Origin of the sequence: Mesorhizobium sp. M1169, assembly GCF_040318345.1 — a bacterium.
GTDB lineage: Bacteria > Pseudomonadota > Alphaproteobacteria > Rhizobiales > Rhizobiaceae > Mesorhizobium.
Genome location: NZ_JAMYME010000011.1, coordinates 20,978 through 42,912 on the forward strand (window position 1 = coordinate 20,978; position 21,935 = coordinate 42,912).

At 62.3% G+C, this 21,935-nt stretch carries 23 protein-coding genes and 1 tRNA gene; 7 read left to right on the forward strand and 17 right to left on the reverse strand.

Features of this window, described 5'->3' with window-relative positions; all coding sequences use genetic code 11:
- Positions 1–21 precede the first annotated feature (21 nt).
- The 5 genes from NKH41_RS13580 to NKH41_RS13600 all read right to left on the reverse strand — a co-directional run bounded on the left by NKH41_RS13580 (position 22) and on the right by NKH41_RS13600 (position 3,564).
- Positions 22–1,587 carry an amidase gene (locus NKH41_RS13580; protein ID WP_352502375.1) on the reverse strand — a complete coding sequence of 522 codons (1,566 nt, stop codon included), beginning with the start codon at positions 1,585–1,587 and terminating at the stop codon, positions 22–24.
- Complete coding sequence (locus NKH41_RS13585) at positions 1,587–2,045, reverse strand: GNAT family N-acetyltransferase (protein ID WP_352471668.1); 459 nt, start codon at positions 2,043–2,045, stop codon at positions 1,587–1,589. The genes NKH41_RS13580 and NKH41_RS13585 overlap by 1 nt, the downstream gene beginning before the upstream one ends.
- Positions 2,046–2,052: 7 nt before the next feature.
- Positions 2,053–2,340, reverse strand: coding sequence for an Asp-tRNA(Asn)/Glu-tRNA(Gln) amidotransferase subunit GatC (gene gatC / locus NKH41_RS13590; RefSeq protein WP_023674910.1), 288 nt, complete (start codon positions 2,338–2,340; stop codon positions 2,053–2,055).
- Between the two features lie 75 nt (positions 2,341–2,415).
- A complete protein-coding gene (locus tag NKH41_RS13595) occupies positions 2,416–2,832 on the reverse strand; it encodes a hypothetical protein (protein ID WP_352471669.1) in 417 nt (138 codons plus the stop codon).
- 24 nt (positions 2,833–2,856) lie between these two features.
- On the reverse strand, positions 2,857–3,564 hold the full coding sequence (locus NKH41_RS13600; protein WP_352770410.1) for a metal-dependent hydrolase: 708 nt from the start codon (positions 3,562–3,564) through the stop codon (positions 2,857–2,859).
- A gap of 116 nt (positions 3,565–3,680) precedes the next feature.
- Between NKH41_RS13600 and ruvX the strand changes: the two genes are divergently transcribed.
- Complete coding sequence (gene ruvX / locus NKH41_RS13605; protein ID WP_352471671.1) at positions 3,681–4,166, forward strand: Holliday junction resolvase RuvX; 486 nt, start codon at positions 3,681–3,683, stop codon at positions 4,164–4,166.
- Here the strand turns inward: ruvX and NKH41_RS13610 are convergent.
- The 3 genes from NKH41_RS13610 to NKH41_RS13620 form a co-directional block, all read right to left on the reverse strand.
- Entirely contained in the window at positions 4,133–4,444 is a 312-nt protein-coding gene (locus NKH41_RS13610; RefSeq protein WP_352471672.1) for a DUF6105 family protein, read from the reverse strand. The two genes, ruvX and NKH41_RS13610, sit on opposite strands and share 34 nt — an antisense overlap.
- A complete protein-coding gene (locus NKH41_RS13615) occupies positions 4,444–4,998 on the reverse strand; it encodes a hypothetical protein (protein ID WP_352770407.1) in 555 nt (184 codons plus the stop codon). Before NKH41_RS13615 ends, NKH41_RS13610 begins: the two co-directional genes overlap by 1 nt.
- A 159-nt stretch (positions 4,999–5,157) precedes the next feature.
- Positions 5,158–6,786, reverse strand: coding sequence for a DNA alkylation response protein (locus NKH41_RS13620; RefSeq protein ID WP_352471675.1), 1,629 nt, complete (start codon positions 6,784–6,786; stop codon positions 5,158–5,160).
- Between the two features lie 155 nt (positions 6,787–6,941).
- Between NKH41_RS13620 and NKH41_RS13625 the strand changes: the two genes are divergently transcribed.
- From NKH41_RS13625 to NKH41_RS13645, 5 genes are read left to right on the forward strand one after another with little or no spacing between them, the layout of a single operon-like run.
- On the forward strand, positions 6,942–7,904 hold the full coding sequence (locus NKH41_RS13625) for an aspartate carbamoyltransferase catalytic subunit (RefSeq protein WP_352448791.1): 963 nt from the start codon (positions 6,942–6,944) through the stop codon (positions 7,902–7,904).
- Positions 7,904–9,190 (forward strand): dihydroorotase, encoded by a 1,287-nt coding sequence (locus tag NKH41_RS13630; RefSeq protein ID WP_352770404.1) that lies wholly within the window; start codon positions 7,904–7,906, stop codon positions 9,188–9,190. The genes NKH41_RS13625 and NKH41_RS13630 overlap by 1 nt, the downstream gene beginning before the upstream one ends.
- Positions 9,191–9,248: 58 nt before the next feature.
- Positions 9,249–9,836 (forward strand): glycerol-3-phosphate 1-O-acyltransferase PlsY, encoded by a 588-nt coding sequence (plsY, locus tag NKH41_RS13635; protein WP_352471677.1) that lies wholly within the window; start codon positions 9,249–9,251, stop codon positions 9,834–9,836.
- Entirely contained in the window at positions 9,833–10,957 is a 1,125-nt protein-coding gene (gene dprA / locus NKH41_RS13640; protein WP_352471678.1) for a DNA-processing protein DprA, read from the forward strand. Before plsY ends, dprA begins: the two co-directional genes overlap by 4 nt.
- Before the next feature lie 46 nt (positions 10,958–11,003).
- Positions 11,004–11,399: a hypothetical protein gene (locus tag NKH41_RS13645; protein WP_352471679.1), complete on the forward strand. Its 396-nt coding sequence runs from the start codon at positions 11,004–11,006 to the stop codon at positions 11,397–11,399.
- An 88-nt stretch (positions 11,400–11,487) separates the two neighbouring features.
- On the opposite strand, the gene NKH41_RS13650 is transcribed toward NKH41_RS13645, so the two are convergent.
- Positions 11,488–11,563: transfer RNA gene (locus NKH41_RS13650), tRNA-Lys, on the reverse strand.
- A gap of 308 nt (positions 11,564–11,871) precedes the next feature.
- Between NKH41_RS13650 and NKH41_RS13655 the strand changes: the two genes are divergently transcribed.
- Positions 11,872–12,348 (forward strand): BA14K family protein, encoded by a 477-nt coding sequence (locus NKH41_RS13655; RefSeq protein ID WP_352471794.1) that lies wholly within the window; start codon positions 11,872–11,874, stop codon positions 12,346–12,348.
- A gap of 78 nt (positions 12,349–12,426) precedes the next feature.
- Here NKH41_RS13655 and glpK read toward each other — a convergent pair whose 3' ends face one another.
- From glpK to glpD, 8 genes are all read right to left on the reverse strand, one after another.
- A complete protein-coding gene (glpK, locus tag NKH41_RS13660) occupies positions 12,427–13,920 on the reverse strand; it encodes a glycerol kinase GlpK (protein WP_352770401.1) in 1,494 nt (497 codons plus the stop codon).
- A gap of 145 nt (positions 13,921–14,065) precedes the next feature.
- On the reverse strand, positions 14,066–15,793 hold the full coding sequence (locus NKH41_RS13665) for an ABC transporter substrate-binding protein (protein WP_352770399.1): 1,728 nt from the start codon (positions 15,791–15,793) through the stop codon (positions 14,066–14,068).
- A gap of 78 nt (positions 15,794–15,871) precedes the next feature.
- On the reverse strand, positions 15,872–16,138 hold the full coding sequence (locus NKH41_RS13670) for a DUF2160 domain-containing protein (RefSeq protein ID WP_031211283.1): 267 nt from the start codon (positions 16,136–16,138) through the stop codon (positions 15,872–15,874).
- A 173-nt stretch (positions 16,139–16,311) separates the two neighbouring features.
- Entirely contained in the window at positions 16,312–17,226 is a 915-nt protein-coding gene (locus tag NKH41_RS13675; RefSeq protein ID WP_352448784.1) for a carbohydrate ABC transporter permease, read from the reverse strand.
- A 1-nt stretch (position 17,227) separates the two neighbouring features.
- On the reverse strand, positions 17,228–18,094 hold the full coding sequence (locus tag NKH41_RS13680) for a carbohydrate ABC transporter permease (RefSeq protein ID WP_023674893.1): 867 nt from the start codon (positions 18,092–18,094) through the stop codon (positions 17,228–17,230).
- Between the two features lies 1 nt (position 18,095).
- Positions 18,096–19,163: an ABC transporter ATP-binding protein gene (locus tag NKH41_RS13685; RefSeq protein WP_352540585.1), complete on the reverse strand. Its 1,068-nt coding sequence runs from the start codon at positions 19,161–19,163 to the stop codon at positions 18,096–18,098.
- A 9-nt stretch (positions 19,164–19,172) separates the two neighbouring features.
- Complete coding sequence (locus NKH41_RS13690; protein WP_352540586.1) at positions 19,173–20,252, reverse strand: ABC transporter ATP-binding protein; 1,080 nt, start codon at positions 20,250–20,252, stop codon at positions 19,173–19,175.
- A gap of 39 nt (positions 20,253–20,291) precedes the next feature.
- A complete protein-coding gene (gene glpD, locus NKH41_RS13695; protein ID WP_352777864.1) occupies positions 20,292–21,818 on the reverse strand; it encodes a glycerol-3-phosphate dehydrogenase in 1,527 nt (508 codons plus the stop codon).
- Positions 21,819–21,935 lie beyond the last annotated feature (117 nt).

Below are 21,935 nucleotides of genomic sequence, written 5' to 3' on the forward strand. Positions count from 1 at the left end.
CCCCTCAGATGAGAAACGATCCTACCACCATTTTTCCGGCTGAAATGTGCCGGCCGCCTGTTCGATGACGTGGGCGGTCTGGAACAGCGTCTCCTCGTCGAAAGGCCGGCCGATCAGCTGCAGGCCGAGCGGCAGCCCCTTGGCGTCGAGCCCGGCTGGAACCGCTATGCCGGGCAAGCCGGCCATGTTCACCGTCACCGTAAAAATGTCATTGAGATACATCTTGACCGGGTCGGCGGCCATGTCCTCGTCGGCGATGCCGAAGGCAGCGGAAGGCGTTGCCGGCGTCAGGATGACGTCGACGCCTGCTGCAAATACATTTTCGAAGTCACGCTTGATCAGGGTTCGAACTTTCTGCGCCTGCAGATAGTAGGCATCGTAATAGCCGGCGGAAAGCACATAGGTGCCTATCATGATGCGGCGCTTGACCTCCCGCCCGAAGCCGGCGGCGCGGGTCTTTTCATACATGTCGACAATGTCCTTGCCGGGCACGCGCAAGCCATAGCGGACGCCGTCGTAACGGGCGAGGTTGGACGAGGCTTCGGCCGGCGCCACGATGTAATAGGCCGGCAGCGCGTATTTTGTGTGCGGCAGCGAGATATCGACGATCTCGGCGCCGGCATCCCGCAGCCAGGCAATGCCTTTCTGCCACAGCGCCTCGATCTCCGCGGGCATGTCATCGACACGATATTCCTTTGGGATGCCGACCTTCATGCCTTTGATCGGGCGGCCGATCGCCGCCTCGTAATCCGGCACCGGCAGGTCGACGGAGGTCGTGTCCTTCGGGTCGACCGAAGCCATCGACTTCAACAGGATCGCGGCATCGCGGACGTCGCGCGCGATCGGCCCGGCCTGGTCGAGCGACGAGGCGAAAGCTACGATCCCCCAGCGCGAGCAGCGGCCGTAGGTCGGCTTGATGCCGACCGTGCCGGTGAAGGCGGCGGGCTGGCGGATCGAGCCGCCGGTGTCGGTCGCGGTAGCGCCGGCGCACAGGAAGGCCGAGACGGCTGACGCCGAGCCCCCGGACGAACCGCCCGGCACCAGTTGGGCATTGTCCAACGTGCGCGCGGTCCTGGTGCCACCGGCCGAAACGAAACCGCCCTCGCCCTGATGTGTCGTCGGCATTACCACCGTGTCGAAGCGCGAACGCCGCCACGGATTGATGACCGGCCCGTAATGCGAGGTCTCGTTGGACGAGCCCATGGCGAACTCGTCCATGTTGAGCTTGCCGAGCATGACGGCACCATCCGCCCACAGATTGGCGGTGACCGTCGATTCGTAGCGCGGTTTGAAGCCGTCCAGCACATGGCTGCAGGCCTGGGTGTGGACGCCTTCGGTGCCGAACAAATCCTTGATGCCGAGCGGGATACCCTCGAGCGACCCGCCCTCGCCCTTGGCCAGTTTCGCGTCGGAGGTCTTGGCCATGTCGCGCGCCTTGTCGTCGGTGACCACGACGTAGGCATTGAGCGCCGGATTGGCTCGCTCGACCGCCGATAGATAAGCCTCGGTGATTTCGGTGGCTGTGATCTCTCTGGAGCGCAATTTGGCGCGGGCCTGCGAAATCGTCAGCTGGGTAAGGTCGCTCATCAGGCAAGGCTCTTTTCGTAAAACACCGACCACTCGGAATCGGGATAATTCAGCACCGGCCCGCAACGCGAAAAACCGGCGCGTTCGTAGACGGTCCAGGCGGCGGGATGACGGTCGCCCGTCTCCAGAACCAGACGCTTAAGCCCTTCTTGGCGCGCCAGCGCCTCGATACGCTCGACAATCTTCGCGCCGATCTTGCGGCCGCGATGCGAAGGTCGCGTATACATGCGCTTGACCTCGCCGACGACAGCATCGTGGCGCTTCAGTGCGCCGCAACCGATGGCAAGGCCGTTGTCGCGGGCGATGAAGACGGTCGTGTCGCGGTCCGCCATCTGCTCGACCGTCAAATGGTAGCAATGCTCCGGCGGCGTCAGCTCCAGCAATGTGGCGTTGAGCTCCTCGACCAGCCCACGCACATCGTCCTGCAGCGGCGTCTCAGCCGCGATGTCGATTGCCATCGGCCTGCTACTCCACGACCTTCGGCACAAGGAAGAAATTTTCTTCGGTCGCCGGTGCATTGGCGACGATGTCGGCTGCCTTGCCGCCGTCGGTGACGACGTCCTGGCGCTTTTTCATTGCCATCGGCGTGACCGAGGTCATCGGCTCGACGCCGGAAACATCGACCTCGTTCAACTGCTCGACAAAGCCCAAAATGGCGTTCAATTCGCCGGTCATGCGCTCTGCATCCTCCTCGCTCACCGCAATACGGGCAAGATGCGCGACGCGCTTCACAGTTTTTATATCAACGGACATGTTTGTGCCTCGGGAAAACCAGCGCTATAGCGGCGCGGCGCGTGCCACGCAACATGCATCGTGCCTTCAACTGCCCTATGGCATCGCCACGCCGTCGCAGAGGAAATAACTGCCGCCGTTGCCGCTCTGCTCGCCTTCGTCGGCGGCAGGCCGAACCGATACCAGGTCGATCTGCTTCGGGCTCATCTGTGTCAGTGAGAGAACATCGGGAAAGACGTAGCCCGGCTCCTGGCATATAGCGGTCACCGCCCAGCTCGGTGAGCGTGTCGCTTTGGTGATCTGCAGGAATTCACAATTATATTCGATGCTTTCCAGGCCATTTGCCGACAGCACGATATTGCCGCCCTCGATCACCGTCTGCAGCGTATCCTTTTTGGCCTGCGCGCAGAGGTCCTCCGATTGCAGATAGACGCCCTCGATGAAATTTTCCGCGGCCAGCGTCGGCGACGCGGCAACCAGCATTGAAATGCAAAGAGAATTTCTCAAGCGCATCGTATCGTTCCGGACCGGCTTTCTTTACAGCGTAATCGTCTCGCCGATCTTCGGCAACGCAACTTTCACACCCGATCCATCCAGCCCGGCCACGAATTTGTCGGCAGTCTGATCGATCATCGGAAATGTGCCGAAGTGAGCGGGAACGACCGTCTCGAACTTGAAGAAACGCTGGCAGGCAAGGGCTGCTACCGCGCCACCCATGGTGAAGCGGTCGCCGATCGGCACGATGCCGATCTTCGGTTCGTGCAACTCGTTGATCAGCGCCATGTCGGAAAAAATGTCGGTGTCGCCCATATGATAAAGCGGCTTGTCCTCGGGAAAGTGCAGGACGAGCCCGCCCGGATTGCCGAGATAGGTATTCTGGCCACCCTCGCCCGGAAAGGACGATGAATGCAGAGCCTGAACGAAGGTGGTGGTGAAGCCGCCGCAATCGACGGTGCCGCCGATATTGCCGGGATTGATCTGCTTGTCACCGACACCCTTGCCGACCAGGTACATGCAAATCTCGAAATTGGCGACCAGCATCGCGCCGCTCTTCTTGAGCACTTCGACGGCGCCGCTGATGTGGTCACTGTGGCCATGGGTGAGCAACACGTGCGTGATCCCTTCGGCCGGCCCTTCCCAGCCGCCCGCCCATGACGGATTGCCGACCAGATAGGGGTCGATGAGGATTTTCGCGCCTTCGATTTCGATTCTGAATGCCGAATGTCCGTACCAGGTCAGTTTCATCAATGCTTTCCTCGATTTTTGCTTCGGTAGAGGATAGAACGCCGACGGCGAAATTAAAGTGCCGCGCACGCTTTGCGCGTATAGGACGTGCGGCGTCGCGGTCAAAGGAAAAGCCGTTGGGCATCATCACCATCGAGGAGTTGCCGGCCCGGCTGGGCGGCGGCAAGACCCTGGCCGGTCTCGACCTTGGCGACAAAACGATCGGCGTGGCGGTTTCGGACCGCGGCTTGTCGTTCGCGCACCCGCGCCCCGTCATCATGCGCAGGAAATTCTCGCTCGATGCCGCAGTGCTGCTCGCCCTGTTGCAGAAGGAGAATGCCGGCGCCGTGGCAATCGGCCTCCCCATCAACATGGACGGCTCGGAAGGCCCGCGCGCCCAAAAATCCCGCGCTTTCGTCCGCAACATGGCTGGATTGACCGATCTGCCGTTCGTCTTTTGGGACGAAAGGCTGTCGACGGTGGCGGCCGAGCGAACACTGATCGAGATGGATTTTTCCCGCAAGAAACGCGCCGGCAAGATCGATTCAGCGGCGGCCGCTTTCATCCTCCAGGGCGTTCTCGACCGGCTTCAGGCGCTCGGCGTCGATGCCTGGTCGAAATAGCGGTTGCGCATCGCCGTGATCCAGCCACCAATCGTCTTGCGGCGGCGAAATGCCCAGAACGCCACCAGCAGCACGCCGTCGAATACGCAAGCTTTCGCCACCATGCCCGGAATGAGCGCCGGATCGACGCCCAGCATCTGTCCATAGAGCTGGAAGACGAGATCGTGTAATTGGCGGCTCAGCATGACATAGCCGAAATTGATGTCGTTGAGCGACAGAAAGAACCAGCCCCAAAACAAGAGGAGCGGAGCCGCCCACAGCGCGAACAAGGTGCGCATCAGCGGTCATCCCTCGAATCCAGCCGGCCGGAAATGCGGGCAAGCGAGGAATTATGCGCCGCTGCCTTGGCCATGACATGCGCGGCCGCTCGGATTTCGCCGGTCCCTGGAGCTGCCGCGGCAACGGTCGACCGCCGCTCCGCGAGCACCGCGACATAGGACGCCAGAAGTGCCGCCAATTGCACCGCGACAATCATGAACAGCCCATTGATACCTTGCGCGGCGCCGCCGATGACGATCAGCGACAGCACGCCTAAGGCGGAAATGAAGGCGATTCGCATGACGCTGTCGGCGGGATCCGGGTTGGTCGTGTCGCTGGTCAGTGCTTCAACAAAGGCCCAGCAGAACAGCACCGCGACGACAAGCAGTGCCACGGCGAGCGGCGCCACGACGACGGCGTTTTCGAGATCGGCAAATCGAGTGTTCTGGACGGGAACGCCCAGTACGCCAAGGGCCGTCGCCACGCCTCGATTCTCGTCGATGCAAATGAACGCCAGCAGGGCGAAAACGGCCGCCCAATGCAATGCCAGAAAAGAGCTCAGAATATGCCGCATGACGCTCCTGCTTCGCAGGGCAAAGCCGCTCAAGCTGAACAATCCTTGCCTTAACCATAACACTGGGCTTTGCCACCGGCCGCCGCAATGGAAACCATTCGTTAAGGTTAACGGCCATCCACAGGGTCGCGAGAGCGGCAGCGAATTGGGCGACGGCCCTTAGTTGATCGGCGGGTAGAGCGTATCGATGATCATGCGCGCATCATGGCGGGAATCGATCATGCCATAGGTATTGCGCCACTGGCCGGCGAGGCGCGTTTCGACGAAGGCGTCGGCGATCCGCCCTGCCCCCAACCTGCGAAGCTCTGCCGCCGCCGCCGACAATGCCAATTGCTCGGTCAAGAGCCGCGCCGAGCCCTCGTCGGTTGCAGCGACCTGCATTGCCGCTTTGAGCACGCCGACGGTGCCGCGTCCGCCGGCGCCGAGATCGCGGTCGATGCCGGCCAGCACGTCATCGAACAGGCCGGGTGCACGCCCCAGCACACGTAGCACGTCGAGCGCCATGACGTTGCCGGATCCCTCCCATATCGCGTTGACCGGAGCTTCGCGATAGTAGCGGGCGAGCGGCCCCTCCTCGACATAGCCATTGCCGCCGAGGCACTCCATCGCTTCATAGAGCAGCGGCGGCGCAATCTTGCAGACCCAGTATTTGACGACCGGCGTCATGGCGCGCGCGAAGGCCGCCTCGCCGCGGTCGCCGGCCGCCTCGTCGAAGGAGCGCGCCAGCCGGAACGACAGCGCAGTAGCGGCGGCAACGTCGAGCGCCATATCGGCCAGCACCCGCTGCATCAGCGGCTGCTCGACCAGATTGGTTCCGAACACCTTGCGGTGGCGCGTGTGGTGGACGGCCTCGGCCAGTCCGGCCCGCATGATCGCCGATGAGGCGACGGCACAGTCGAGCCGCGTCAGGGTCACCATGTCCATGATCGTCTTCACGCCCGCGCCGGGCTCGCCGACCATCTCGCCGATGGCATTGACGAATTCCACCTCCGACGAGGCATTGGATCGGTTGCCGAGCTTGTCCTTCAGCCGTTGAAAACGGAAGCCGTTGCCGGATCCGTCGCCGAGCAGGCGGGGAACGAGAAAGCACGACAGTCCCTCCGGCACCTGTCCGAGCACCAGGAAGGCATCCGACATCGGCGCCGACATGAACCATTTGTGGCCGGTCAGGCGATAAAACCCGCTGCCGGCGCGCTCGGCCCTGGTGACGTTGGCACGGACATCGGTGCCGCCTTGCTTCTCGGTCATGCCCATGCCGAGCGTCAGCCCGGCTTTTTCGACCGGAGGCTTCTGGCTTTGATCGTATTTGCGCGTCGTCACCCGAGGCGCCCATTCGCGAAACAGCTTCGGGCTGGCCATCAGCGCTGCCAGCGAAGCGCTGGTCATGGTGATCGGGCAGAGATGTCCGGTCTCGAGCTCAGCCGTGAGGTAAAAGCGTGCAGCGCGCACCTGGTGGCGCCGGCCGATCTCGGCGTCGCCATTCTCCCAGACCGACGAATGCAGCCCGTTGGCAACAGAGCGGCGCATGAGCGCGTGATAGGCGGGATGGAACTCGACCTGGTCGATGCGCCGGCCCTGGCGGTCATGGGTCCTGAGCTTCGGCATCTCGACATTGGCAAGACGGGCCAGTTCCTGCGCCTCATGGGTCAGAACGAACCGGCCAAGCCCGTCGAGGTCCTTGCGCACCGGATCGGAAAAGCGCTCGGCAAGCTGGATCAGCAACGGATCGCCCCGCCAGGCGTTGCCGCCGGCCAGCGGCGGCGGCTGGTTGGTCACGTCGTCGGTCACGCTTCGTCCTTATCACCTGAAGGCTGCGAATCCAAAGCCAAGGCGGTTTATAGCCTATGGCCAGCGGCGCGCGACGAAAATACCGGGGAGAACCAATCCAATCCCAAGCCGGTGCTTGCAGCCGCGGAGCCTCCCCCCTATAGCAGCGACTTGAGATGACCGACGCATCGTCCCTGCCGCTTTATCCCCACCGCCATCTTCTGGGCATCCGCGATCTTTCCCCTGCCGACATCGAGCTTCTGCTCGACCGGGCGGACAGGGCCGTTGCCATCTCGCGGCAGTCGGACAAGAAGACATCGACGCTGCGCGGCCGCACCCAGATCAATCTCTTCTACGAAGCCTCGACCCGTACGCAATCGTCATTCGAGCTGGCCGGCAAACGGCTCGGCGCCGACGTCATGAACATGTCCGTAGCGAGTTCGTCGGTGAAAAAGGGCGAGACGCTGATCGATACGGCAATGACGCTGAATGCCATGCGTCCCGACATATTGATCATCCGCCATCAATCGGCCGGCGCGGCAGCACTTCTTGCCCAAAAAGTTGGCTGTTCGGTGGTCAATGCCGGCGACGGCGCCCATGAGCACCCTACCCAGGCGCTGCTCGACGCACTGACCATCCGCCGCGTCAAAGGTCCGTTGTCGAAGCTGATCGTGGCGATCTGCGGCGACATCCTGCATTCGCGCGTGGCCCGCTCCAACATCATCCTGCTCAACGCGCTTGGTGCCCAGGTCAGGGTCGTCGCCCCTTCGACGCTTTTGCCCGCCGGCATCGAGAAGATGGGCGTCATCGTCACACGTTCCATGGCCGAGGGTCTGAAGGACGCCGACGTGGTAATGATGCTGCGCCTGCAGCGCGAACGCATGGAAGGCGCTTTCGTACCGTCGGTGCGCGAATATTTCCGCTATTTCGGCCTCGACGCGGAGAAGCTGAAGGCGGCCAAGGACGGTGCGCTGGTCATGCATCCCGGCCCGATGAACCGCGGCGTCGAGATCGCCTCCGAGATCGCCGACGGCCCGCAAAGCGTTATCCAGGAACAGGTTGAGATGGGCGTCGCCGTGCGCATGGCGGTTATGGAAGCGCTGCTCGACCCCCGTCGAAACCACGAGGGCCGCGCCTGATGAGCATAACGGTCTTCCGCCGGGCCCACATCGTCGACCCGTCGCGCGGCATCGATGAGGTCGGCACCGTCATCGTCGAAGGCCGTAAAATCGTTGCCGCCGGCAGGGCGGCCTTGAACCAGGGCGCGCCCGAAGGCGCCACCATCATCGACTGCGCCGGCAAGACTATCGTCCCCGGATTGATCGACGCGCGCGTCTTCATCGGCGAACCCGGCGGCGAACACCGGGAGACCATTGCTTCGGCGAGCATCGCTGCGGCGGCGGGCGGCGTCACCTCAGTCATCATGATGCCCGATACCGACCCGGTGATCGACAATGTCGCACTGGTCGAGTTCGTGCTGCGCACCGCCAAGGACACCGCAATCGTCAACATCTTTCCGGCAGCAGCGATCACCAAGGGGCTGGAAGGCCGCGAGATGACCGAATTCGGCCTGCTGCGCGAAGCCGGCGCGGTCGCCTTCACCGATGGCCGGCATTCTATTGCCAGCGCGCTGGTGATGCGCCGCGCGCTGACCTATGCGCGCGATTTCGGTGGCGTCATCGCGCATGAAACCCAAGACGCCGACCTCGCTTTGGCCGGCGTGATGAACGAAGGCCTTTACGCAAGCTGGCTTGGCCTTGCCGGCATTCCGCGCGAAGCCGAATCGATCCCCCTGGAGCGCGATCTCGCGCTGGCTCGGCTGACCGGCGGCGCCTATCACGCTGCCAAGATTTCGACGGCTATGGCGGCAAACGCGGTAGCGCGCGCAAAAGCCGATGGCGCCAACGTCACCTCAGGCGTGTCGATCCACAATCTGTCGCTCAACGAGAATGATGTCGGCGAGTACCGCACCTTCTTCCGGCTGACGCCGCCGCTGCGCGCCGAGGAAGATCGGCTGGCGATGATCGAAGCGATCAAGGACGGCACCGTCGACCTCATCGTCTCCTCCCACGACCCGCAGGACGTCGACACCAAGCGCCTGCCCTTTGCCGATGCCGCGGCCGGCGCCATCGGGCTGGAAACGCTGCTAGGCGCAGCGCTGCGGCTCTATCACAATGGCGACCTGACGCTGCTCCGGCTGGTCGAGACACTCTCGACCGCCCCAGCAAGATTGTTCGGCCTGCCCGGCGGCACGCTGAAACCGGGGGCATTGGCCGACCTTGCGCTCGTCGATCTGGACGAGCCATGGGTCGTCAGCGAGAGCGGCATCCGCTCACGCTCGAAAAACACCTGTTTCGAAGGCGCGCGACTGCAAGGCAAGGTCTTGCAAACAATGGTGGCGGGCCGCACAGTGTTTTCGGCCTAGGACGAAAACAGGCGTCACGGCTTAAAATCCGCTCAGCCAAGGAAAGTTCGGGGGAACAATGGCTTACAGTCCCGTCTTGGCATTGGTGTTCGGCTATCTTCTCGGCTCGATCCCGTTTGGCCTGCTGATCACCCGTGCCGCCGGCCTCGGCGACGTGCGCAACATCGGCTCCGGCAACATCGGCGCCACCAATGTGCTGCGCACCGGCAACAAGAGCTTGGCCGCGGCCACGCTTCTGCTCGACGCCCTTAAAGGCACCGCGGCGGTGCTGATCGCAGGCCGCTTTGCGCCCGAGCTCGGACTTTGGGCCGGCTTCGGCGCGTTTTTAGGTCATCTCTTTCCGGTCTGGCTCGGCTTCAAGGGGGGCAAGGGTGTCGCCACTTACCTTGGCGTGCTGATCGGCCTTGCCTGGCAGGCGGCGCTGATCTTCGCCGTCGTCTGGCTGGCGGTGGCTTTCCTGTTCCGCTACTCCTCGCTCGCGGCGCTGACGGCAGCAGTCGTGGTGCCCATGGCACTGTATTTCCTGAGCACGCCGCAGATTGCCGGGCTTTTCGCGGCGATGAGCCTAATCGTCATCGTAAAGCACCGCGCCAACATTGCGCGGCTGCTTGCCGGCACCGAGGGTAAGATCGGGGCCAAGGAGTGAGCGAGCCCGACGCCGGGCCGCGCCTCAGCGACCGGCAGCGGCTGAGCTGGCTTCGTCTGATCCGCACGCCGAATGTCGGCCCGGCTTCCTTTCGCGACCTGATCAACCGGTTCGGTTCGGCCGAAGCAGCGCTATCGATGCTGCCCGAGCTGATGATTTCGGGGGGCGCCAAAAAAATCGTCCGCATCCCGTCCATTGCCGAGACCGAGGCGGAGCTGGAGACCGCCCGGCGGGCTGGCGCCCGCTTCGTCGGCATCGGCGAAGCGGATTATCCGCCGCTGATGAAAAGCATGGATCATCCGCCGCCGCTGCTCGCGGTCAGGGGCAATAGCGCGGTGTTCCGCTTGCCAGCGGTCGCCATCGTCGGCGCTCGCAACGCATCGCTGGCCGGCATCAAGATGGCGCGAATGCTGGCGGCGGATCTCGGCCGCGACGGCTATGGCATCGTCTCCGGCCTGGCGCGCGGCATCGATACGGCCGCGCACCAGGGCAGCCTTGCGACTGGCACAATCGGCGTGCTCGCCGGCGGCCTCGATTTGCCCTACCCGCCCGAAAATGCCGGCCTGTGCGACGAGATCGCCGAGCGCGGCGGCGCCATCATTTCCGAAATGCCGTTTGGCTGGCAGCCACGCGCACAGGATTTTCCGCGCCGCAACCGGCTCGTCGCCGGTGCTGCATTGGGATTGGTGGTGGTCGAGGCCGCACAGCGCTCCGGCTCACTGATCAGCGCCCGGCTTGCCGGCGAGATGGGCCGGCTGGTTTTCGCCGTTCCCGGTTCGCCGCTCGATCCGCGCGCTGCCGGCACCAATGGCCTGCTCAAGGACGGCGCCATCCTTGTCACCGAGGCCGCCGATATCACCAGTGCGATAGCGCCGCTGGTCGGCGGCTGGTCGCCAAGGACATCGCCGCTTGAAGAGCCGCCCGACTTTTCAGCAACACCGCCGCCGCGCGAGGACGACCGCGACCGCGTCGTCGAGGCGCTCGGCCCGACGCCGGTAGCAGTCGACGAGATCATCCGTCACACCGGCCTGCATCCCGCTCAAGTGTTCATGGTGCTGCTGGAGCTCGACCTCGCCGGACGGCTCGAACGCCATCCCGGCGGCAACGTCTCGCTGATCTGACCGAGAGCTTGCGCATGTCACCGCAAGCAATCCCGATGTGATTCCGATGGCCGATCCGAGCAACAAACCAAAGCAGATGCTGTTCACTCGTATGACGGCCCTCGTCTGGTCAGCACTGAGTGTCATGCTGGCGCTGCAATGGTCGATGGATCTCGGCATGTCGGGTTTTCCCGACGGCTACATAACGCCCTTCGCAAGAGCGACCAGCACGCTTCTGGGCATTCTGACGGCAGCCTGCATGGCCCAGGGTCTCTACTTTTTCCTGGCCGGTGTGTTCGGCAGGAAGGTAAGCGCCGTCGGTCTTTGCCTGCAAATCCTTGCCGCAGCGGTTCTCACCGTGGTGCCAGTGCTTATCTTGAAGGATTGTCCGCATTCACAGCTGTGCAGCAGAGCGTATGAGGCGCTCACCGGCACGATGATGGACGATGGGGCGGGCGGCTAAAGCCACTGCATGCGTTCGGCACGAGGTTGTCACCCATGTCTTAGGTACAATCTGTTACCTATGTCTCCGGGTTGGACAATCTTGATTTTGGTGAGCGCGATGGGATTCGAACCCATGACCTACTGATTAAAAGTCAGTTGCTCTACCGGCTGAGCTACGCGCTCCCGCGGGCTCAGAAAGGCCGCCCTCGAAATTGCGCGGAACATAGGGAGAGTGCCTCTACCGGTCAACCGGAAAAAGACGGCTCCCAAACCGGACTTTCCTGCCGCGTCATCATGCCGTGCGGTGCGCTTCGGCGTTGACGGAACTGCCTCCCCCTCGCGCAAGGCCGAAGCTCGCGCTTTGCGGGACAAGCGCAAGCAGCGAATCGAGAGAACCTTTGCAGATCAGCAACTTGGGATTTTTGGCGGAACAATTTGCGCAGCCTGTCCGTTTTTCCGCGACAAGGGACATGCGTTTCAAGGAGAAGATCATGAATAGGATCATGTCGGGCCTGCTGGCGACCACCCTTTCGATCTCATTCGCTGCCGCGGAGATCGTGCCAGTCAACGCTCAGCCCAGCTATGCGCCCCCTGCCCAGGGGCTCACCTCGAATGTCCAGACCGTCCAGTACGAGCCGTGGCGGAGGCACCGGAGTTTCAATCGCGATTTCTCGCGTCGCGATTTCTCCCGTCGCAATTTTTCGCGTGACGACGGCATGTACTGGCGTGGCCATCGCGGCTATCGCTACTACCGTCCCGGCTACCGCCGCCACGGCGACTTCTGGTTCCCGCTGGCCGCGTTTGCTACCGGAGCGCTGATCACTGGCGCGATTGTCAACCAGAATCGTGTCTATCGTGGCGATGCCCACGTGCAGTGGTGCTATGATCATTATCGGAGCTATCGCGCTTCTGACAACACTTACCAGCCCAACTACGGTCCGCGCCGGCAGTGCCGGTCGCCTTACTGAGTCCCAGATTAGAGGCTGCAAGCCCGCGCCCGCAACGGCGCGGGTTTTTCATTAGTGCGAATCCGGTGGCATCCCTGCCTATTGCGCACTTAGCGTCCTGCGCACAGCGTGGCGCCAACCTGCCAGCTTGGCGGCACGTGTCGAAGCATCCATGTCCGGCTTGAACCGGCGCTCGAGCGCCCAGCTCCTGGCGAATTCCGCGGCCTTCGGCCAGACACCCGCCTTCGAGCCGGCCAGCCAAGCCGCACCGAGTGCTGTCGTCTCGAGAATTGTCGGCCGGTCGACCGGCGCATCGAGAATGTCGGCCAGCCGCTGCATCGTCCAGTCCGACGCCACCATGCCGCCATCTACCCTGAGCACGGTCTTGACCGAGGCGCCTTTCCAGTCCCGGCGCATGGCGTCAAGCAGATCGCGCGTTTGGAACGCAACGGATTCCAGTGCCGCGCGGGCAAATTCCGCCGGCCCCGAATTGCGGGTCAGCCCGAAGATGGCGCCGCGCGCCTCGGCATCCCAGTGCGGTGCGCCGAGCCCGACGAAAGCCGGCACCAGATAGACGTTCTGCGTTGGATCGGCTTCCGCCGCCAATTTGCCGCTCTGCTCGGCCTTGCCGATCACTTTGATGCCGTCCCGCAGCCATTGCACGGCGGCGCCGGCGATAAAGATCGAGCCCTCCAGCGCATAGGTGGTCTTGCCGTTCAGCCTGTAGGCAATGGTGGTCAAAAGCCGGTTCTTAGAACGCACGAGATCGCTTCCGGTGTTGAGCAGCGCAAAGCAACCGGTGCCGTAGGTCGACTTCATCATGCCTGGCTCGAAACAGGCCTGGCCGATTGCCGCCGCATGCTGGTCGCCGGCCACACCGAGGATTCTGATCTCTGCACCAAACAGGCTTTTGTCGGTTATTCCAAAATCATCGGCACAATCTTTCACCTGCGGCAGCATTCTTGCAGGTATGCCAAGAACGGCCAGCAGCTCGTCATCCCAGGCGTTTTGTTCGATGTTGTAGACCAGCGTGCGCGAGGCATTGGTGGCGTCAGTGGCGTGGATCTTGCCGCCGGTCAGCCGCCAGATCAAAAAACTGTCGATGGTGCCGGCCAGCAGTTCGCCCTTCTCGGCGCGTTTTCTGGCGCCCTTCACCTTGTCCAGCATCCAGGCGATCTTGGTGCCGGAGAAATAGGGATCGAGCAGCAGGCCGGTCTTTTTCGTGAATTTCTTCTCCAGCCCCAGCTTCTTCAGTTTCTGGCATAGCGGCGCGGTGCGGCGGTCCTGCCAGACAATCGCGTTGTGGATCGGCTTGCCGGTCTCCTTGTCCCAGATGACGACGGTTTCGCGCTGGTTGGTGATGCCGATCGCGGCGACTTCCGCTGCGTTGCGGCCGGCTGTCTTCAGCGCAGCCTCTACCGTTTCCACGACACTCGACCAGATCTCCTCGGGATCGTGCTCGACCCAGCCGGAGGCCGGATAATATTGGGTGAATTCCTTTTGCCCGCTGCCGACGACCTTCATCTTGTCGTCGAACAGGATCGCCCGGCTCGATGTCGTCCCCTGGTCGATTGCAAGGATATATCCGGTCATTCTCTCTCCCGTCGAAGCGAATTCAAGGTGCTACGATGTCTCGACGCCAGATGGCGCGGAGCCGTTCACGCAAACAGGGGAGACGGCAACATGCCGCCTCCCCTGAGTATGGCGATGCAGGCGCGGACGCCCGCATCAAACAGCCCTATTGCTGCCAGCTCTTCACCAGCTCGTCGTAGTTGATGGTGACCGGCTTTTCCTTCTCGTTCTCGATCTTGAGCTGAGGAGCGAGATTGCCCTTCTTGACCGCTTCCGCATTCCAGTAGGCGAGGTCATGCTCTTCGGCCATCTTCGGGCCAATATCGCCCTGGACGCCCGACTTCTCGATGCGGCTCATCACCTTTTCCTGCTCGGCGCAGAGCGAGTCCATCGCTTCCTGCGCGCTCTTGGCGCCCGACGAAGCATCGCCGATCGCCTGCCACCAGAGCTGTGCCAGCTTCGGATAGTCCGGCACGTTGGTGCCGGTCGGGGACCACTGGACGCGCGCCGGCGAGCGGTAGAACTCGATCAAGCCGCCGAGCTTTGGCGCACGTTCGGTGAAGCTCTTGTCGTGGATCGTGCTCTCGCGGATGAAGGTCAGGCCGACATGGCTCTTCTTCACGTCGACCGTCTTCGAGGTGACGAACTGCGCGTAGAGCCAGGCGGCCTTGGCGCGGTCGGTCGGCGTCGACTTCATCAGCGTCCAGGAACCGACGTCCTGATAGCCGAGCTTCATGCCGTCCTTCCAGTAGACGCCATGCGGCGACGGCGCCATGCGCCACTTCGGCGTGCCGTCGTCGTTCAGCACCGCCTTGGCGCTGGCGTCGACCATGCTGGCGGTGAAGGCGGTGTACCAGAAGATCTGCTGGGCAACCGCGCCCTGCGCCGGAACTGGCCCCGATTCGGAGAAGGTCATGCCTTGGGCTTCCGCCGGTGCATAGGCCTTCAGCCAATCGAGGTACTTCTGGATGGCATAGACAGAAGCCGGACCATTGGTGTCGCCGCCGCGCGCCGTGCAGGAACCGACCGGACGCGAATTCTCGTCGACCTTGATGCCCCATTCGTCGACGGGCAGACCGTTCGGAATGCCCTTGTCGCCATTGCCGGCCATCGACAGCCAGGCGTCGGTGAACCGCCAGCCGAGCGAGGGGTCCTTCTTGCCATAGTCCATATGGCCGTAGACCTTCTTGCCGTCGATCTCACGCCCGGTGAAGAACGCTGCAATGTCCTCATAGGCCGACCAGTTCACCGGCACGCCGAGGTCGTAGCCGTATTTGGCCTTGAAGTCCGCCTTGTTCTTCTCGTCGTTGAACCAGTCGTAACGGAACCAGTAGAGGTTGGCGAACTGCTGGTCGGGAAGTTGGTAGAGTTTCTTGTCGGGCGCGGTGGTGAACGAAGTGCCGATGAAATCCTTCAGGTCGAGATTCGGGTTGGTGACATCCTTGCCGTCGCCTGCCATCCAGTCGGTCAGGTTGCGCACCTGCTGGTAGCGCCAGTGCGTCCCGATCAGATCGGAATCGTTGACCCAGCCGTCATAGAGGTTCTGGCCGGTCTGCATCTGGGTCTGGATCTTCTCGACGACGTCGCCTTCCTGGATGACGTCATGCGTAACCTTGATGCCGGTGATGGCCGTAAAGGCCGGCGCCAGCACCTGCGATTCATACTGATGCGTGGCGATGGTTTCGGAAACCACCTTGATATCCATGCCGGCGAAAGGTTTCGCGGCATCGATGAACCATTGCATCTCGGCTTCCTGGTCGGCGCGCGAAAGCGTCGAAAGGGGCCCGATTTCCTTATCGAGGAAGGCCTTGGCCTCGTCCATTCCGGCATAGGCATTGCTTGCCCCGAGCAATAGGACAAGCGCAGTTGTTGATGTCAAGAATTGCCGTCGCATGTATTTCCTCCACTGTTAAAGTTCAAAGTGCGATCTGGATCGGCGGCCGGCACGCCGCCGTTCCAACAGTTTCCCCCTCTATACGTAGCGGAACACGCCGACGGCGTAGACCACGGAGAGAGCGAGAGCCCACCACAGATTGGGTCCGACTAGACCCAGCCAAGCGAGATGGATAAAGGCGCTGCCAAGCAGCGACAGGAACAGGCGGTCGCCACGCGTCGTTTCGAACCGCAGCACGCCGACGCGCGGATTGCCGCCCGGCGAGACGTATTCCCACGCCGCCATGCCGCAAAGCAGCAGAAAGATGGTTCCAAAGAAGGCCGCGGTCGGCCACGTCCAGGCCATCCACGAAAAATCGAGGTTGGACGAGAGGTTAAATCCCCACAGGCGGATATTGGCCGGATCGCTGAAGCCCACCGTTATTGCCACGAAATCGATTTGAAGTGCCACCCAGGCCACGACGACCAGGGCGAGAAACAGCACGGCCCACCACCATGGGCTTCTGTCGACCTGCTCCATCATACCCTCCCCAGGGCAAAGCCCTTGGCGATGTAGTTGCGCACAAACCAGATGACGAGCGCGCCGGGAATCAGCGTCAGCACGCCGGCTGCGGCGAGCAGCCCCCAATCCATGCCGGCGGCCGAAACGGTGCGGGTCATGGTCGCGGCGATCGGCTTGGCGTCGGTGGTCGTCAGCGTGCGGGCGATCAGCAGCTCGACCCACGAGAACATGAAGCAGAAGAAGCACGCCACGCCGATGCCGCTCGCAATCAGCGGCATGAATATCTTGATGAAGAAGCGCGGGAACGAATAGCCGTCGATATAGGCGGTCTCGTCGATCTCCTTGGGTACGCCCGACATGAAGCCTTCGAGGATCCACACCGCCAGCGGCACGTTGAACAGGCAATGCGCCAGAGCCACGGCGATGTGGGTGTCGATAAGGCCGAAGGCCGAATAAAGCTGAAAGAATGGCAGCGCGAACACCGCCGGCGGCGCCATGCGGTTGGTCAGCAGCCAGAAGAACAGATGCTTGTCGCCGAGGAAGCGGTAGCGTGAGAAGGCATAGGCCGCCGGCAGCGCCGCAGCCACCGAAATCACCATGTTCATAACCACATAGGTGATCGAGTTGATGTAGCCCGAATACCAGGACGCGTCGGTGAAGATGGTGCGGTAATTCGCCAATGTCGGTGCGTGCGGGTAGAGCGTCAGCGACGAGACGATCTCGCCATTGGTCTTGAAGCTCATATTGATGAGCCAGTAGATCGGCAAAAGCAGAACGATGATGTAGAGCGTCGGCACGATCCACCACCAACGCGACTCCTCGCCGCGACGGCGCATCAGCCGTGCGATCTCGTCCTGCCGTAGCGTGCTGGCGAGCCCTTCCGAAGCTGTCGTCTCGCTCACCCTGTCGGCTCTCTCTTCGGTGCGGCTCATCTCAGCGCTCCGCGTCGTAATTGGTCATCACGGTGTAGAACACCCATGACAACAACAGGACGATAAGGAAGTAGACCAGCGACATCGCCGCCGCCGGGCCGAGGTCGAACTGGCCGAGCGCCGTCTTGACGAGATCGATCGAAAGAAAGGTCGTCGAGTTGCCGGGTCCGCCGCCGGTCACCACGAACGGTTCGGTGTAGATCATGAAGCTATCCATGAAGCGCAGCAGCACGGCGATCAGCAGCACGCGGTTCATCTTCGGCAGCTGGATGTAGCGGAACACCGCCCAGCGCGAGGCACCGTCGATCTTGGCCGCCTGATAAAAGGCATCCGGGATCGAGACCAGGCCGGCATAGCAGAGCAGAACGACGAGGCTGGTCCAATGCCAGACGTCCATGATGATGACCGTGACCCAGGCGTCGTATGGGTCTTGCACATAATTATAGTCGATGCCGAGCGCGTTGACGTAATAGCCGAGCAGGCCAATGTCGTTGCGCCCGAACACCTGCCAGATGGTGCCGACGACGTTCCACGGGATCAGCAGCGGCAACGCCATCAAAACAAGGCAAACAGGCACGCCCCAACCCTTCTTCGGCATATTGAGCGCAATGAAGATGCCGAGCGGCACTTCGATCGCCAGGATGATGAAGGAGAAGACAAGGTTGCGGATCATCGCCTGCCAGAAGCGGCTGGAGGAAAGCAGTTCCTCGAACCATTCCGTGCCGGCCCAGAAGAAGACGTTATTGCCGAAAGTGTCCTGCACCGAATAATTGACGACCGTCATCAGCGGTATGACCGCCGAGAACGCCACCAGCAGCAGCACCGGCAGCACCAGGAACCAGGCTCTGTTGTTCCAGGTCTTTTCCACTTCAGGCTCCCATCTCGACGCGCCAGGAATTGGCATAGATGTTGATGCCGGCCGGGTCGAACCGCACCTTCGGATCAGCCGGAACTGTCTCGTCCTCGCCGATGACGGCGGCGATCTCGCGCCCTTCAAGATTGGCACGGACCACCTTGTGGCGGCCGACGTCCTCGACCTTGCTGATCCGGACGGCCATGCCCTGGCTGCCTAGGCGCACATATTCGGGACGGATGCCGAGTTCGATGGCGCCGCCGCCCGCCTTGGGCACGCCCGGCAGTTCGATCTGCTGCGAGCCCAGCTTCGCTGTCTTGCCGTCGATCGCCACCGGCATGACATTCATGCCGGGCGAGCCGATGAAATAGCCGACAAAGGTGTGGCGCGGGCGCTCGAACAGCTCCGCCGGTGTGCCGATCTGCACGATTTCGCCGTCATACATGACGACCACCCTGTCGGCGAAGGTCAACGCCTCGGTCTGGTCATGCGTGACATAGACCATGGTATAACCGAAGCGGCGGTGAAGCTGCTTCAACTGCGAGCGCAGCACCCATTTCATATGCGGGTCGATGACTGTCAAAGGCTCGTCGAACAGGATGGCGTTGACGTCGGAGCGCACCAGCCCGCGCCCGAGCGAGATCTTCTGCTTCTGGTCGGCGGTCAGTCCGCGCGCCTTTCGTTTGGCCATATCGGCCAGCCCGGTCATCTCCAGCGTCTCGCGCACCTTGCGGTCGACGTCGGGCTCCGGCACGCCGCGATTGCGCAGCGGGAACGCCAGATTGTCGTAGACGGTCATCGTGTCGTAGATCACCGGGAACTGGAAGACCTGGGCGATGTTGCGCTCTTGGGTCGACAGATTGGTCACGTCCCTGCCGTTGAACAGCAGCTGGCCATGCGAGGGATGCAGCAATCCCGAAATGATGTTGAGCAGCGTGGTCTTGCCGCAGCCGGATGGGCCGAGCAGCGCATAAGCGCCGCCATCCTCGAAGGTGTGGTGCACTTCCTTCAGCGCGAAATCGGCATCCGTGCGCGGGTTCTGCAGATAGGAGTGGCGGATATGATTGACATCGATGCGCGCCATCGCTTCCTCCTAGGCCGCCAGCTTCGGCGCGGCCACGGCACGGCCGTGCTCGTCGAAGACCATGATGTGGCGCGGGTCGATGAACACCTCGACCTCCTCGTCCGGCTCGAAGTCGCGAATGCCATGGGTCAGCATGACCCAGCGCGCATCGGCAAAATCGAGATGGACGAAGCTTTCCGATCCGGTGATCTCGGTGATCGTCACCTTTGCGCGCACCGGCACTGCGGCGGCGTTGGGCCGATCGAGGGACAAATGATGCGGCTGGAAGCCGATCGTATAGATCGCATCAGCAATGCCGAAGAGTTCCGCCGGCACCGGCAATTTCACGCCGCCCTCGAGCAGGAAATCCAGACCCTTCTTGGCAAGCACGATGGTGTTGAGCGGCGGATCGGCGAAGGTTCTCGCCGTCACCAGATCAACCGGTTTGCGGAACACTTCGATGGTCGGCCCGAACTGGGTGATGCTGCCTTCGGAAAGCGTCGCCGTGTTGCCGCCGAGCAGCAAGGCTTCGTGCGGCTCGGTCGTGGCATAAACAAAGATTGTACCGGCGGCCGCGAAGACTTTCGGCAGTTCCGCGCGTAATTCTTCGCGCAGCTTGTAGTCGAGATTGGCGAGCGGCTCGTCGAGCAGCACGAGGCTGGCATTCTTGACGATCGCGCGGGCCAGCGCGGTGCGCTGCTGCTGGCCGCCCGACAGACTGAGAGGCGTCCGGTCGAGATAGGGCGTTAGTTTGAGAAGGGCGGCGGCATTGCGCACCTCCCTGTCGATCGTTGCCTGATCCGTGCCGGCCACCCGCAGCGGTGAGGCGATGTTTTCGTAGACCGTCATCGCCGGATAATTGATGAATTGCTGGTAGACCATGGCGACGTTGCGCTTTTGCACCGGCATGCCGGTGACATCCTTGCCATCGAACCAGACCGAGCCCGAGGTCGGCACGTCGAGGCCCGCCATCAGCCGCATCAGGCTGGTCTTGCCGGAGAGCGTCGGCCCGAGCAGGACGTTGAGCGAGCCGTGCTGAAGCGTCAGCGAGACGTCGCGGATATGTTCCGCCGCACCCACCGTCTTCGTCACGTTTCTCAGTTCAAGCATGATGCCTCCTCCCAGGCTTTCTGCATCAGTCGGCCGTTCCTATTCGGCAGCCGCTACGTGCTGCCGGCTTATTCCGCGCATGAACTCGTCGAGCACTGCCGCCTGCTCACGGCTGAGACGCAGGCCGCGCTTGGTCCGGCGCCACAATACATCCTCGGCAGTCATCGCCCATTCGTTTTCGACGAGGTAGCGCACCTCGGCTTCGTAGAGATCGGCGCCGAAGTTGGGGCCAAGATCGACGTTCGACTTGGCGAGGCCCAGCAGCTTCCTTGCGCGGGTGCCGTAGAGCCGGGTCAACCGGCGGGCCAGCCGGGCGTCGAGGAACGGGTACGCCGTTTTCAATTTCGCCACCTCGGCATCGAAGCCGGTGACGGGAAAGTCACCGCCGGGCAGCGGCGCGTTTGCCGTCCATGGTTTGCCGCGCTTGCCGAGAAAACCCTCGATCTTCTCGAGCATCGATTCCGACAATCGGCGGTAGGTCGTGATCTTGCCGCCAAAGGCGTTGACGATCGGGGCGGCACCCTCGCCTCCATCGGCCTTCAGCACATAGTCTCGGGTGGCTTCCTGCGCCTTTGAGGCGCCATCGTCGTAGAGCGGTCGCACCGCGGAATAGGTCCAGACGATATCCGACGGCTTGACCGGCTGCGCGAAATATTCGCTTGCCGCAGCGCAGAGATAGTCGATCTCGGCGTCATTGATCCAGACGTCGTGCGGATCGCCGGGATAGTCACGATCGGTCGTGCCGATGAGCGTGAATTCGTCCTCGTAAGGGATGGCGAAAATGATGCGCCCGTCCTTGTTCTGAAAGAAATAGGCGCGTGGGTCGTCGAATTTCTTGCCCACGACGATATGGCTGCCTTGTACGAGGCGGACATTGTGCACGTCGTTCAAGCCGACGGTGGCCGACAGCACCTGATCGACCCATGGGCCGGCGGCATTGACCAGCAGCCGCGCCTTGACCTCCTCGGTATCGCCGGTCCGCACATTTTCAAGCCTGACCGTCCAGAGATTGCCTTCGCGGCGCGCGCTGACGACCTTTGTTCGGGTTCGAATGGTTGCGCCGCGTTCGGCAGCGTCGCGGGCGTTCAACACAACCAGCCGGGCATCGTTGACCCAACCGTCCGAATATTCGAAGGCCTTTCGAAACAGCGGCTTCAGCGGCTTGCCGGCCGGATCCTTGGCCATGTCCAGCGTTTTCGTCGGCGGCAGCAATTTGCGCCCGCCAATATGGTCGTAGAGGAAAAGCCCGAGCCGGATCAGCCAGGCCGGACGCAGTCCCTTGGCGTATGGCAGCACGAAGCGCATCGGCCAGATGATATGCGGCGCGTTCCTCCACAGGACCTCGCGTTCCATCAGCGCTTCGCGCACCAGACGGAATTCGTAGAATTCGAGATAGCGCAAGCCGCCGTGGATCAGTTTGGTCGAGCCGGAAGAGGTCCCGCTGGCCAGATCGTTCATCTCGGCAAGAAAAACCGAAAAGCCACGTCCAACGGCATCGCGGGCGATGCCGCAGCCATTGATGCCGCCACCGATGACGAAAATGTCATGAATCGGTGATGCGCTCAAAGAATCCTCCCTCGACTTCGCATTGCAGCATTTTTGGGTTCTTGCGAAACCGTAGCGGAATTATTTCGAAATGATAACGAATGTCAAACGAAATATGATGGGCGGAAGATGCCGCTA